We start from the raw sequence: 14,046 nt of genomic DNA on the forward strand, positions 1-14,046 counted from the left end.
AGGTTGGCCGCTTTTTATTCGGGAACAAGTCCCTGACGATAGGCATACACCGCAGCTTGGGTGCGATCCTGTACCTCCAGCTTGCTTAAAATGTTACTGACGTGCACTTTTGCTGTTTTCAGGGCGATGAACAATTCGTCAGCAATTTCCTGATTGGTCTTTCCTTGTGCGACCAGTAACAGCACCTCCATCTCCCGAGCCGTCAAGCTTTCATGCGGAAGAGTCGTCCTTCTGTTTCTCATTTTTGCCATCACCTTATTGGTGACTTCTGGCTCGAATACCGCTTCTCCTTGGTATGTGGAACGGATTGCCTGTGCTATTTCACTGGCTTTAGATGTTTTTAACAAGTAACTGGAAGCACCCGCTTCTAGAGCAGGATACACTTTTTCATCGTCAATGAAACTGGTCACGACAATGATTTTCGCTTCCGGCCAGGCTTGGACAATCTTTTCTGTCGCTTCGATTCCATCCATCCCCTCCATGACCAGATCCATCAGAATAATATCCGGACGCAGCTCCAGCGCCAATTCAATCGCTTTTTTTCCATTATCGGCTTCGGCGATCACTTCGATATCCGGCTGGGTAGTCAAATAAGCACTTACCCCGATCCGGACCATTTCATGATCGTCGACAAACAATACCTTAATCATGTCCATCACCCTCTGACTTTATTACCGGCACTCTTACTTCCAATCTCGTCCCTCTATCCGGCAAACTAATGATTTTGATGGCAGCCCCCACTTCGGCCGCCCGTTCTTTCATATTCTGCAGCCCATAAGATCCGGACTGGCTTTTTTCCACATGGAACCCCACCCCATCATCGATCACCCGTAAAATGACCTGGTCTCCGTTTTCAATGAGCAGAATATCCAGTGCGTGGGCTTTAGCATGGCGCAATGTATTGGACACTGACTCCTGCAAAATGCGAAAAAGATGATCTTCAATCCCTCTTTCAAGTTGTACGTCGTCCATTTTCCAGGAAATATCTATCGGGACCTTTTGTTTCAGCTCTCCCAGCAGCTGTTCGATTCCTTCCTGAAGAGATTTCCCTTTCAATGCAGCAGGCCGCAAGTGCAAGAGCAGCGCCCGCATTTCCAGCTGGGACTGCTGAACCATCGCTTCGATTTGTTCCAACTGCAAAGAGACTGCTTCATCGTTATTCAGTTCATTGAGCGCAGAAATCAACATCGAAGCAGCAAACAGCTCCTGACTGACGGAATCGTGCAGCTCTCTGGCCAATCGGTTTCTTTCCTCCGATATGACACGCTCGATTTCCTTCTCTTGGCTCTCCACCCGCTCGGTTGCCATTTTTTGAGCAAGTTTTGTCTGGTCGTAAATATAGGTTTGGAGTTTTGCAGCTTTCTCCTGTATGGCACGCACTTCAGCCAACGAAGCAGATTCCTCAAGAGTTCGCTTATAGTCCTGGTTTCTATCCAGCACCGTTTCCAATAAGCTTAATTGTTTTTTCCAAAAAAGTCCTTCCGCAATTCCGAAGCTGCCCCCTGCCGCCAATGTTATCACGATGATAAATACGGCAAACGGCAATTCCCATACTTTTCGTTGCCAAAGAGCCCCCCAGTCATCGAACGGAAAACCAATCCAGAATACGACCGAGAATACCACCAGCAAAACCAAAGCCGTCAACAAACCGACGACAAGCGAGCGTTGCACGACGTTTTTCATATGCGCTTCACCTCTATTTTGCCGGCCAGCATCGAAGTGACGATTTTCACCTTTTGTTTCGCCTGGTGGTAATTTTCGGTTTCGAGATGGATAACCTTGTTCCACATGTGATCTTCTGCGTAATCAAGAATCTCGGCGGTTCCCAACAAGGTGGAATGGCTGATGCTTATTTCTATTTCATAAGGGACAAGTATCTCGATGTTGCCGAAGAGATTGCGGATTAAAACGACCGACTCCCCTTTTGGCAGCACCGTATTATTCATATCGATAATCGAATCGCCGATACCTGTCTGAATATTGATATCCTGCCATTCGTATGCCCCTGTGCTGGTTTTTTGGCGGCCGAACCATTTATTGGTGAACATCGCCGGACGCTGGACAGTCTCTCCATTCGTGCCATTCTCCCCAAATTGCGGCTGATAGTACACCGGTTGTTTTTTGGAATGATACCATTTGAGCACAAAATAAGCGACGATGGTTAATAGTAAGAATTTGAAGGCGACCGTGTTGAGAATCATGATGATCAGTCCGACCAAGCCTGCCCAAAACACGAGTCTTCCCCAAGATTTGTCAATCCGCTTCCGACCATAGTAAATGGCCGCACTGTAAAGGAAAATAAAGAAGAGAAGCCAAGGTCCATCAAAAAGCAATTCAAACACAAAAATGACGACCGTAATTAGCAAGATCATATCGATGAGGTCTGTATTTTTACGATTAAACATAAGGCTGCTCCTCTTTTTCTAATTAGCTGTCCCAATAGACGGCGATCCCGTTACGGAGATGCTCCTCGCTCATTCGCTGACTGCTATCTCCAAAAGCTGCGCATACAACTTGTTTGCGCAGCTTTTGGAAATTCATTAAAAACGCCATGTATTCCCTTCATCAGCTAAACGATGGGGCACTTCGATCATACAGCCAATTCCCAAAACATGAAGGCGTACGACTAGTACGCCATCCAGTTTTTATCAGCTAGTACGTTCCCTTCTAGATTACCAGAACTCATATGCGAGGAGAAGCGCTAATTATTCCGCTCTTTTTTCTAATTCAGCGATGCGGGCGTCCAGTGTATAGCTTCGGTATTCAGCGTTCACCTGGTTTTCCAGACGCTCGATGTAATCTTCCATTTCAGCAAAGGTTGCATTGCTTTGATCGGCAAAACGATCAGTGTGGAGCACATTATTCATCCCTTTGTGAGCTTGCGCTGCGTTCTCCCGTCCCTTCAACTCCATCCTTTTTACATAGAGATCCTTCAGCTTATGCTTCATCTCTACATATTTGCTTTCCAGGGATTCCAGTTCCTTGATGGCGTTTCGTTTGATGGATTCCAGCTTATCCGCCCGTTCCTCAAAATACACCTGATCCTTATGGGCTTGTTCATGCAGTTCCTGTTCATTTGCCTTCAAGGCAATTTCAGCCTGTCGCTTACGCTTGTCCGCCATAGCGGCGGCCTGATGGAATTCTCTGGTGAACTCCTGCTTGAGGGCATATTGCTTTTCCATGTGGCCCCTGATTTTCTTCACTTCCTGTTCACAGCGGCGTACATATTGATTGATTTGTGCGATCGGATTTTTTCGCTCCTTTTGATCAAGCATCTCATTAAAATCGGCTGAAATCGTGTCCTTAATTCTCGTAAATAAATTACTCATTTTTCATCCAACTCCTCTTCTATGTTTTGTTCTACCAGGATCCTTTTGCGTTTTCGTTAAAGAGACCATCATCCAGAGAACTGGTTTCGTGTCTGTCTTTTTTCCACACTTTATAGGTATAGTACAAAACGACGAAAGCAGCTACTCCAATCAATGCAGGGAGGTTTGCCAAGGAAATCGAAAGACCGATCAGAATGGCGATTGCCCAAAGCGCCTTCTGGCCGATTGTATCCGCAAGAACGAACTTTTTCACTGCATAGTAAGAAACAACCAGACTGACAGCCAGTAAAATCATCGGTCCAAGATTGGCCAGGACGAGGATGACTGCTGTCACACCAAGTAATAGCAACAGGAATGTTTTCATGTCGATATCCTCCTTTCTTGTCTCTATCTTAAAGGGAATCATGAGTGAATATAACGACCTGGAGCTATAACTTTCACTAAGCCTGAAGGCTTATCCCAGGCAATTGATTTAAAAAATCGTGAACAAGGCGTTTCGTTTCCACCAAACAGAGGCAATATAAAAAAGCGTACTTATTTATCGATGCTATATAATTACCTGCAAGCTACGGGAAGGAAGGATAACAAATGAAAGAATTGTGGAGCCTGCTCAAACAAGGAACGAAATCTTCTTTGTGGGCGGCGACAATCAACATTGTCGTCGGAATTATCAAAACTATCGCCTACTTCATCACAGGGAACGTAGCCATGTTTGCGGAAATGATGCACAGTTATGCAGATGCGGCCAACCAATTGTTCGTATTCACCGGTTCGGCATTAAGTAAAAAATCGCCGACAGACCGGTTTCCGAATGGATTCGGTCGTCTGGTGAACCTAGTCCTTCTCGGAGCCGTTTTGATTGTCGGGATTCTCGCTTATGAGACGATAAAAGAGGGGATCCATCATATTTTTCAACCTGAAGGACATGAAGGCTGGTTTTGGCTCAACATAGGTGTACTGGGAGTATCATTTCTTCTGGAAGGATTTGTCCTGACGAAAGCAATGAAGGAAATAACCGAGCATGTTGCCGATGAGGAAAAGAAAGGGTTGAAGCTAGTTACGCAAAGCTTTAAACATGCCAAGGAGGCAAACCCAGCGACAAAACTTGTATTTTTAGAGGACCTGGTTGCGACACTGGGTGCACTGATTGCCATGATTGCCATCGCTCTTTCCAGCTATACGCCTTTTCACAGTGCCACTGGCTATGCTTCTGTCATTATCGGCCTGTTATTGTTTATCGTGGTCGGAAGGATTTTCCTCGATAACGCCGCAGGGGCGCTGGGAATCACTGTACCTGAAATGGAAAACGCGATTGGCAACCTGGCTATAAAGGAAGCGATGGTCAAAGACATCAAACGCCTTCATGTCATCAAAGAAGGCGACCAGCGCCACGTCGAGTTGAAAATTGAAGTAGACCCCAAAGTGACCATAGCCGAAGCTGATGACATGCGGGATCGTCTCGAAAAAAATATCATGTCCCAAAAAGGGGTCACAGACGTAATTATCGAATTTGATGAAGACGACCAGGTTCCGAGCTGGTCCAGAACATCTGAAAAAGAAAACGAATAATCCAGGATATGGCACAAAATCACTTTTAAATTCTTAGGAAAGACTTCCTTTTATGCTGTTGTCGAGTGCTTCGCATGCCACGGCAAGAAATTGCGCTTTTCACGGACATGGGATTCAACTTGCCCGGGAAAAGCGAAGCCCCTTGCCGCAGCGGTTGCAAACGCAGTCAAAATGAGAAGAAATGAAAGGTAGTCCATTTAAAAATAATTCCCCTTTTCTTTCATGGCTTATCCAACCGACCCTACAGTAGTTCCTTTCATACCAGCTAACCCGCTGTTTTCCGTTTGTTTTTTTCCGTTCCTCGTTTCCTGTAAAAGAAGGCTAACAAAGTTTGAAATAAAAGTATGAGGGAAAAAGGAAACAATTACGGTAATAATAACAAGAATTCTGTAAGCGTTTTCTAACCTAGGGACTGGCCAATGGATATCTAAAGAATAGAAAGGGGGGAGTCTAATGTTTTTATCAATTATTTTTAAACTGTTGATCGGTTTGATTGGCATTGTAGCAATCACCAGATTTTTAGGGAAAAAGGAATTGTCGCAAGTTACCCCACTAGATTTTGTATATGTTTTGATTTTAGGCGGAATCATCGAGGAAGCAATTTATGATCAAAACACTAAATTTTATCACGTGCTATTTGCTTTATTCCTTTGGGGATTCTTAATATGGGGAGTTGAAAAAATAACGCAAAAATTCGAAACCCTGCGTACGATCATGAAAGGAAAAAATGTTGTACTCATTGAAGATGGAAAAGTGAATGTAAAAACGATCAAAGAAAACAAATTAGAAATTGAAGAAATCCGCACCTTATTGCGTATGAAAGGTATCTTTTCTATTAATCAAGTTCAATTTGCCATTTTGGAAACCAGCGGCATGATTAGTGTAATAGAGCAAGCAAAAAATGAACCAGTTACAAAAAAAGAGTTACTCGAGGACTATACAGAAAACGCTCCTTCTTATTTGTTGATCGAGGAAAAAGAAATCAAGGAAGACAATCTAAAGAAAATGGGTAAAGAGAAAGATTGGATTTTGAGCGAACTCAAAAAGAAGGGGTATCAATTAAACGATATTTATTTTGCTGAATGGAATAAAAAAGAGGGGCTTTTCATCCAAGTGTACCAATAGGAGATGAATCAAAAGCATAATAACAGATAAAAGGTAACAAACACCTCTTTGGAACAGCATTTGCTACCTCTTGCCTGTTACTTAACTTTCTATGGAAAATCCCGTTCATTTGCGTTTTTCTTGATTATTGTAAAAAATCTTCGATATAAACAAACCAATGACACCGAGCGTGATGAACAAAACCGCCCGCCAAACGATATCGATCGTCGTTAGGTCATAGAGGATGATTTTCGCCAGGGTAACCAGCAGGAACGTTAACCCCAGATACTGCCAGTGCTTTTCCTTAAAAAAACTGTATGCGCCATACATCAGCGCAACGAATATCATCCAGGAAATCGACAGTGCAATATCAAAATCCAGCGCCTTGCGGAATGTCAGCAAATCGGCTATTTCACCAAAAAAGTAGAGAAGCAAACCAGCAATGACGTATGGCGCCGCTATGCCCACCAATGACGGCTTTAACACGACCGCTTTCTCCTTGAAGCAATAAATCACGAGGAAAAAGCCGATCAGCAGCAGCCAGCAAAGAACTTCGGTTGTCGACAGGTCCCTTCCCGGGTAAAAAGTCAATTGGCTGAGCACCGGAAATAAAAGGAATAAGCTTGCGAGAGTTCCCAATAAGCTATCCCTCTTTTGAGAAAGATAATAGACTATAGCTGCCTGGATGATATAAACAAGTATCTGCACATACACGGTTTCTCCCAAGGCTTTGTCGATGATCAAAAACAGATAGAACATCGAGAAGACGAAGAACGTATTTTTCAATACAGCGTGGGATTCACTTTTCATGACGCTCAATCCACCGTATAGGACCGCCGTAACGATATAAAAGCTGTATAGCTGATAGTCATGTTGTCCGAACACATCCCACCCTATCAAGTAAAGGATTAAAGCTCCTGCAGAAATCGCCGGAATATACATTTCCTTGCTTGCTGTGTGATGAATCCGGAAGGTCAGATAAATGATCAACAGTTGCTGGACAACCAGTGCAGAAAAAGTGACAATGGTTGTCGTCCCCATCCCGGCAAAAGCAAAAAACACCACGGCAAACAAAAATGCATAGTTGGCAATGTTCCAAGTTACCTTATATTGCTTATAAATCGATTCCAATACCAAGCCGGCAAAAATCACCGTCTCATACAAGTAAAACACCGTTTCTGTTCCCCTGTCGCCAGCAAATAAAAAGGGATAAAGGTAAGCACCCAGACCGATGATGGCAAGCAGACTTTGAGAAGCAAATTTCCTCGACATCCAAACCCCTGCCATCATTCCTGCTGTCAATAGAATCAAGGTGATTGCGTAAGGAATGAGCTGGTACAAAACATTCCCGGCAAACACCGAAGCAATGTACACAACGATACTGCCGCCAAGCAGGACGATACTGAGTGCGCTTGGGTTTTTGCGAAACTGCATGTGTCCCGATCCATACAGCAATCCAGAGACAACAAATCCAGCCAATACCCGGATCGGCGGGCTGAGAATTCCTCTGTCCATTGCAGCAATGAAAGCCCAGATGATGCCGAGAACGAATACCAAAATGAATACACGCGGCAGCCAATCACTGATGATTTGCTCCAAGGTTTTCGGCTCTTTTTCCGTGACTGACGGGTGCTTCTCTGCCATGGCGGGTTGCTTTTCGATTAGGCCTGTATCGACTTCTCCTTGTTTCAAACTCCTTAATTCTTTTTTCACTTCCACTAACTCCGCCTCGATACGACGGACTTTTTCTTCAAGTTGATAAGCACGGTCATTCATGTTATTTCTCCTTTTCCATCCAATAAATGGGTTCCACTCTTATAATTCAGGATATGCAGCGAAATTCCTTCCTATCTTTAAATAATGTGCTCTCCCTGCTGAACCTCTGCAGTTCGCCTGAATCATTTTAAGCTCCATCGGCCAGATAAAGGAGTGCTCCTCATCGTTACAGCAATATACTTCGCTTCTTTGCTGAATGGAAAGCGTGCTGTCTTTCCGGGGTGGTGTTTTTCTACCTTTTTATGAAAAGGGCAGAACGGTTTATCATCCGTCAATCCCGTTTACATGCAAAAAAACCGAGCAGGTTCGACTGCCTTGGCAACGAACCTTCGTCCGGTTTTCAGATGTGTCATGCTTTGAAGACGTTCTATGCTTCAAAAAATTAGTAGGGACAGTTTTTTTATGCAGTACTCTTTTTCGTCCCCATCTGTTTCTGCTTCGTTTCCTCGATATAGAAAGGGTAATCGGTTAATTTCCCTCTGAAGATTAACTGAAGTTCATGCCATGAGCGGATATCCTGCGGTTTGGTGAGACATGGCGGTTTTTCATGCAGATAGCATCCGCACTCGGAAAGCAGTGTTGCTACGAACTGTGAACAAAAGAAGGCATTTTTTCGCTGCAATTCCCGTTTCAACGGCACAAGGAACAAACCGATAAAATTGTATCGATAGTTTGCTTTGTCTTCTTCCATGGCTCTTATCCGTTCCTTCATTTGCTGATATTCGTCATTGCTGACAGATAAGCGGTAAACCGCTCCTTTGCTGTTGTGAAAAAAAGCAGTCCGGATATCTTCTTTGACAAAGCCGCCGATAAACGGGTTGCGCGGATTCTTTCTTCCAAAACTATAGAGCTCCCTCAAATCATAATCAAAGGCAATCGACACATGGTTCATGCTCGACTTCGTCCAAAGATTGATAACCCGGCCCAAAACGGTGCCGGTATCTGAAAAAACCAAAAAAACCTGCTTGGTTTGCATGTCCATTCCCCCATCGAAACTATCGCGCTTTCTCTTTTTTAAAAGGGCGTATTACTCTTTAATATAGGGGAAAGCAAATTTTTTAGCAATAGACCTGTCAGAAAATTTACATTGCTGGCAACCCCTTCGTTCATGCTATAGAAAAGACCTCCGGCAAAACAGCCGGAGGTCTACCTTATCGCTTATTTGTTTTTCAGTTTTGACAATGCTTCGGCAAGCGCCGGATTGGTGAACTCTTCATTTTGTTTCTTCATATACTTGTTCACATCTTTTTTCGACACTTTACTCTGCTTCTCTTTTTTCTTCCGTTCATTGAACGTCGACAGTTTTTCACGGTGACCGCAGCTGCAGGTGAACATCTGCCCTTCTCCTTCACCGCGCAATTCCAATCGTTTGTGACAATTCGGGCATCTCGCATTGGTCTTTTTGGCGATGTTCTTCTTGCTCCCGCAAGAACGATCCTGACAGACAAGCATCCTGCCTTTTTTCCCGTTGACTTCCAGCATCAGTTTACCGCATTCCGGACACTTGGTACCGGTCATATTATCATGCTTGAAGGTTGCATCGCTGTGTTTGATTTCCTGTACGACTTGCTTCGCATATCCCTTCATTTCTTGGATGAAGGCAGCCTTACTGCGCTTTCCATCCGCTATTTCTCCAAGCTTCTGTTCCCATTCCGCAGTCAAAGCGGGTGACCTAAGGTCTTCTGGTACAAGGTCAAGTAGTTGGCGGCCTTTGGAAGTAATGAAAATATGCTTGCCTTTCTTCTCCATATAAAAGCTGTTGAACAGCTTTTCGATAATATCCGCGCGGGTGGCGACGGTCCCTAATCCACCTGTCTGGTTGATGGTTTTGGCCAGGTGTTTGTCATCCTTGGCCATATAGCGGACTGGATTTTCCATCGCTTGCAGGAGGTTCCCCTCGGTAAACCGTTCCGGCGGCTTTGTTTTACCGTTCGTTAACGAGATTTTCAGTTCTGTGAATGTATCGCCGGCCTCGATATTCGGCAGCTTCTGGTCTTCATCCTGATCGTTTTCATCCTGATAGCGATGGTCATAAACTTCCTTCCAGCCTTGCTTACTGATTCTCTTGCCGCTTGCAGTAAAGATATGGCCGCCAATCTCTGCAGTAATCTTCGTCTGTTCGTATTCATGCGGCGGGTACAAAACAGCAAGGAACCGTTTGACGACGAGGTCATAAATTTTTCGTTCCTTGTCGTTTAATTCCGCCAATAGGACGGTTTGTTCGGTCGGGATTATGGCATGGTGGTCGGAAACTTTGTTGTTGTCCACGACAGATTTTCCGAGTTTGATGTCCCGTTGGCTGATTTTATTGGCCAGCTTGGCATATTCATCGACTCCGCATGCTTTCACCCTGTCCTTTATGGTTGGAACGATATCAGTGGACAAATAACGGGAATCGGTTCGTGGATACGTCAGAACTTTGTGTTGTTCATACAGTTTCTGCATGAGCGACAACGTCTGTTTTCCGGAAAAACCGAAAATCTGGTTCGCGTCCCGCTGCAGTTCAGTCAAGTCATACAGCTGCGGTGCAAAAGTTTTTTTCTGCTTTTTATCGGCTTTCGTCACTTTTGCCGGCTTCCCTTTGATACTGTTAAGGATTTGCTCAGCTTTCTGCTTGGAAAAAGTCCGATTGTTATGCTTCTCATCCTGCCAGGTCAACGTAAATCCTTTGTTTGTTTTTGCCTGGACTCCATAGTATTCCTGTGGCTTGAATTCCTTGATTTCTTTCTCCCTTGCGGCAATCATCGCAAGGGTCGGTGTTTGTACACGACCGCTCGACAACTGGGCATTGAATTTGGTCGTCAATGCTCTGGTGGCGTTCAAACCGACATACCAGTCCGCTTCCGAGCGTGCTACAGCCGCATCGTACAGGTGTTCATACTGCTTACCTGGTTTCAATTGCTTAAACCCGTCTTTGATCGCTTTGTCGGTGACGGAAGAAATCCAAAGCCGTTTGACCGGTTTTTTGACACGTGCTTTTTCAATGATCCAACGCGCTACCAGCTCTCCTTCACGTCCGGCATCGGTAGCGATGACGATTTGATTTACATCATTACGGTTCAATTGTGTTTTCACCGTGTTGAACTGCTTGCCCGTCTTCTTGATGACAACAAGCTTCAGGCGATCCGGCAGCATCGGCAGATCTTCCATCCGCCATGTTTTATATTTTTCATCATACAATTCCGGGTCCGCCAAAGTCACTAGATGACCGAGTGCCCATGTTACAATATATTGTGAACCTTCAAAGAAGCCGTTGCCTTGTTTATGACAATTAAGCACCCTGGCAATATCTCTTCCTACTGAAGGTTTTTCTGCTAATACTACAGTTTTACTCATCAAAACAAATCCTTTCTGGATAATGCTCTTCTTAACTTTAACACATTTTGACTTTTGGCAGAATAGATCTTCCTTGTGTTTGAAAGGAAATAAAAAGGATCAACTCCTTAGCTGGATTCCTTTTACCATGTGGAAATAAGTGCTTCGTATCGACTGTTCATTAGAAAAGCGCGGCAAGTACTAAACAAAAGGATAATAAGAAAACATACAAATAAAACCGAACGAATTTGATTGGCATTTAGAATTCGCTCGGTTTTTACTTTGGTGGCCATGCTATTGTCCCAGTTTCTTTTAAATCGGTTTTTATTCTCCCGTTTCGGCAAAGCGTCGAATGCGTTCACCGATTTGGTCACGTACACGTTGGAACACTTGCCATTTTTCTTCATCTGTACCTTTTGCTTTTGCCGGGTCATCGAAACCCCAGTGTTCCCTTTTCACCTGAGGGGGTGTCATCGGACATTTATCTGCTGCATCTCCGCATAGCGTAACTACCAAGTCCGCAGTGTTTAGAATGTCGGAATCGATAATATCTGAAGTTTGGTCTGAAATATCGATAGCAACCTCGTTCATTGCCTTCACCGCATTGGGATTCAGCCCGTGAGCCTCGATTCCGGCACTTTTGACATCCCATTCGTCTCCAAGATACTTTTTTCCCCAGCCCTCGGCCATTTGACTTCTGCAGGAATTACCCGTACATAAAAAGTAAAGTGTTTTCTTATCCATGTTATCCATCTCCTTGATTTACAGTAATAATAGCGTTAGAAATAATCCTATCAACGTAATGAACAGGATGGGAATCGTCAAAATGATCCCTGTCTTGAAGTAAGTGCCCCAGCTGATTTTTACGCCTTTTTGCGAAAGGACATGGAGCCATAGCAATGTCGCCAGGGAACCGATCGGTGTAATTTTCGGCCCTAAATCAGATCCAATGACATTGGCGTAAACGAGCGCCTCCCGCATGACTCCAGTAGTATCCGTTTCTGCAATCGCCAGCGCATCGATCATGACGGTCGGCATGTTATTCATAATCGAGGATAAAATAGCCGCAATAAAGCCCATTGCCACTGTCCCGACAAACAACCCTTGTTCGGCACTTGCTTCAATCGCCCGGGCCAGAACCTCTGTCAGTCCGGCATTCCGCAACCCATACACCACGACATACATGCCGATCGAGAAAAACACAATCTCCCAAGGCGCACCTTTTACGACAGCTGTCGTGTTCACGGCTTTGCTTCCACGTGCCAGTCCCAGGAAGCATATCGCAATCACACCGGCTACAATGGAAACCGGTAGGGCGATGAATTCACTGACAAAATAACCGATGAGCAGAATACCGAGCACATACCAGGAAATCCGGAACAGTTTCGGATCTCTTACGGCTTCCCCCGGTGTTTTCAACTGGGACAAATCGTATTGCCTGGGAATGTTTTTTCTGAAGTAAATAAATAGTACCAGTACGGTTGCAGCCAGTGAGAACAAGTTCGGGATGATCATCCGCGATGCATATTCCAGAAAACCAATGCCGAAGAAATCGGCCGATACAATGTTCACCAGGTTGCTGACAACCAGGGGCAGCGAGGTGGTATCGGCAATAAAACCGCTCGCCATGATGAATGGAAAGATCATTTTTTCTTGAAAGTTCAAATTGCGCACCATCGCCAACACGATCGGCGTTAATATCAAGGCTGCTCCGTCATTGGCAAACAGTGCCGCCACAATCGCTCCCAACAAGCTGACGTAAATAAACATTTTCACGCCATTGCCTCGTGCGGCTCTTGCCATATGTAAAGCAGCCCATTCAAAGAAACCAATTTCATCCAGAATAAGAGAAATAATAATAATGGCGACAAAGGCGAGCGTGGCATTCCAGACTATTTCGGTTACTTCCCAGACATCACTGAATCCGACCACTCCTGCCAACAATGCAAGAACAGCACCGCCGCAGGCAGACCATCCAATCGATAAACCTTTCGGCTGCCAAATGACGAGAACGAGAGTCGCCATAAAAATCAACAATGCTAAGATGACTGACAAAGACAACGTTTACTCCCTCCGATCAACAACATGTAATCCGTGTACCTTTTGCTTCCAGTTCTTTTAATTTTTCCTCCTGATCAGGCAATTGCGTGAGCACTTGCTGGACAAACGAAAAATATTCACTATTTTTATTGATCGAATAAAAAATCCATTGTCCTTTCCGTTCTTCTTTGACAATCCCGACATCACGCAGTTTGCGGAGATGCTGACTGATCGACGGCTGACTTGCCTGGAATATTTCGACGAATTCACAAACACAACAATCATGGTTTTCAAGCAGCTTCATCATCGTCAGTCGGGTTTTATCCCCCAACAATTTCAAGATCATGGCAGCTTTCTCCATTTCGAGTTCCCTTTTCAGCATATATGTCTCTCCCTTCAATCCGTATATTAATATATAATGATTTGCTTATATATGCAAATAAAAAAACTTTCATAAAAACATATCCGGCATCCCCCTCCACCCTCATGCAATCACCTTAATGGAAGAGGATCCCAGCAATGAACTGGAATATTATATTTTTTTCATTATCTTGCCTTGTCCATCACACTCAGGACATTTATTATCCAGGCGAAAGAACAGGAACTTTTTTTGGATACTTCCTTTCCCACGACAGCTGCGGCATATCGTATATAACTTCACATGTCCAATCCTTTCTGGTTTTTGATTGTACGCAAAATGTAAATTTTTAGTTAATTTCAATTATATCATATTGATTCCCTTGAAAGAGGGAAAACACTTAAGCGTATGCCGACATGGTATAGAAGAATCCCGTTTCCACGATTACCATTTTGATTTTTGATGAAAGAAAAGGGACGGGAACAAAAGCAGCGTGATCAATATAAAAACCGAACCATCTCGTTCGGTTTTTTGGTTAGAAAGGAGTACACTGTT

The 14,046-nt window shown here is 44.2% G+C and carries 14 protein-coding genes; 2 read left to right on the forward strand and 12 right to left on the reverse strand.

The annotated features are described in order from the left end of the window. Nucleotides 1–14: 14 nt before the first annotated feature. The 6 genes from F6X55_RS12465 to F6X55_RS12485 form a co-directional block, all read right to left on the reverse strand. A complete protein-coding gene (locus tag F6X55_RS12465; protein ID WP_026570889.1) occupies nt 15–650 on the reverse strand; it encodes a response regulator in 636 nt (211 codons plus the stop codon). Beyond that, nucleotides 643–1,683 (reverse strand): sensor histidine kinase, encoded by a 1,041-nt coding sequence (locus tag F6X55_RS12470; RefSeq protein ID WP_026771930.1) that lies wholly within the window; start codon nt 1,681–1,683, stop codon nt 643–645. Before F6X55_RS12470 ends, F6X55_RS12465 begins: the two co-directional genes overlap by 8 nt. Next, nucleotides 1,680–2,405 (reverse strand): cell wall-active antibiotics response protein LiaF, encoded by a 726-nt coding sequence (gene liaF / locus F6X55_RS12475; protein ID WP_153463681.1) that lies wholly within the window; start codon nt 2,403–2,405, stop codon nt 1,680–1,682. Before liaF ends, F6X55_RS12470 begins: the two co-directional genes overlap by 4 nt. 22 nt (nt 2,406–2,427) lie before the next feature. Further along, nucleotides 2,428–2,553, reverse strand: a complete 126-nt coding sequence (locus tag F6X55_RS20325) for a hypothetical protein (RefSeq protein WP_272914946.1) — start codon at nt 2,551–2,553, stop codon at nt 2,428–2,430. A gap of 152 nt (nt 2,554–2,705) precedes the next feature. Continuing rightward, the gene (locus F6X55_RS12480) at nt 2,706–3,329 is read right to left on the reverse strand and encodes a PspA/IM30 family protein (RefSeq protein WP_153463684.1); all 624 of its coding nucleotides are present in this window, start codon (nt 3,327–3,329) and stop codon (nt 2,706–2,708) included. Nucleotides 3,330–3,360: 31 nt separating this feature from the next. After that, the gene (locus tag F6X55_RS12485) at nt 3,361–3,693 is read right to left on the reverse strand and encodes a lmo0954 family membrane protein (RefSeq protein ID WP_051382153.1); all 333 of its coding nucleotides are present in this window, start codon (nt 3,691–3,693) and stop codon (nt 3,361–3,363) included. A 224-nt stretch (nt 3,694–3,917) separates the two neighbouring features. Here F6X55_RS12485 and F6X55_RS12490 point away from each other — a divergent pair, with 224 nt between their 5' ends. Together F6X55_RS12490 and F6X55_RS12495 are read left to right on the forward strand one after the other, a co-directional pair. Then, nucleotides 3,918–4,898, forward strand: a complete 981-nt coding sequence (locus tag F6X55_RS12490; RefSeq protein WP_026570893.1) for a cation diffusion facilitator family transporter — start codon at nt 3,918–3,920, stop codon at nt 4,896–4,898. A 453-nt stretch (nt 4,899–5,351) separates the two neighbouring features. Next, nucleotides 5,352–6,023 (forward strand): DUF421 domain-containing protein, encoded by a 672-nt coding sequence (locus tag F6X55_RS12495; protein ID WP_153463687.1) that lies wholly within the window; start codon nt 5,352–5,354, stop codon nt 6,021–6,023. Nucleotides 6,024–6,128: 105 nt separating this feature from the next. Here the strand turns inward: F6X55_RS12495 and F6X55_RS12500 are convergent, their stop codons facing one another. The 6 genes from F6X55_RS12500 to F6X55_RS12525 form a co-directional block, all read right to left on the reverse strand. Then, a complete protein-coding gene (locus tag F6X55_RS12500) occupies nt 6,129–7,778 on the reverse strand; it encodes a DUF2339 domain-containing protein (RefSeq protein ID WP_153463690.1) in 1,650 nt (549 codons plus the stop codon). A gap of 400 nt (nt 7,779–8,178) precedes the next feature. Next, nucleotides 8,179–8,754 carry a hypothetical protein gene (locus F6X55_RS12505; RefSeq protein WP_026771932.1) on the reverse strand — a complete coding sequence of 192 codons (576 nt, stop codon included), beginning with the start codon at nt 8,752–8,754 and terminating at the stop codon, nt 8,179–8,181. Nucleotides 8,755–8,936: 182 nt separating this feature from the next. Then, complete coding sequence (locus F6X55_RS12510) at nt 8,937–11,114, reverse strand: DNA topoisomerase III (protein ID WP_153463693.1); 2,178 nt, start codon at nt 11,112–11,114, stop codon at nt 8,937–8,939. A gap of 303 nt (nt 11,115–11,417) precedes the next feature. Beyond that, the gene (arsC, locus tag F6X55_RS12515) at nt 11,418–11,837 is read right to left on the reverse strand and encodes an arsenate reductase (thioredoxin) (RefSeq protein ID WP_153463696.1); all 420 of its coding nucleotides are present in this window, start codon (nt 11,835–11,837) and stop codon (nt 11,418–11,420) included. A gap of 18 nt (nt 11,838–11,855) precedes the next feature. Continuing rightward, nucleotides 11,856–13,154 carry an arsenic transporter gene (locus F6X55_RS12520; RefSeq protein ID WP_026568687.1) on the reverse strand — a complete coding sequence of 433 codons (1,299 nt, stop codon included), beginning with the start codon at nt 13,152–13,154 and terminating at the stop codon, nt 11,856–11,858. A 16-nt stretch (nt 13,155–13,170) separates the two neighbouring features. Then, entirely contained in the window at nt 13,171–13,515 is a 345-nt protein-coding gene (locus F6X55_RS12525; RefSeq protein ID WP_026568688.1) for an ArsR/SmtB family transcription factor, read from the reverse strand. Between the last annotated feature and the right edge of the window lie 531 nt (nt 13,516–14,046).

Source organism: Sediminibacillus terrae, assembly GCF_009602435.1.
Taxonomy (GTDB): Bacteria; Bacillota; Bacilli; order Bacillales; family Amphibacillaceae; genus Sediminibacillus; species Sediminibacillus terrae.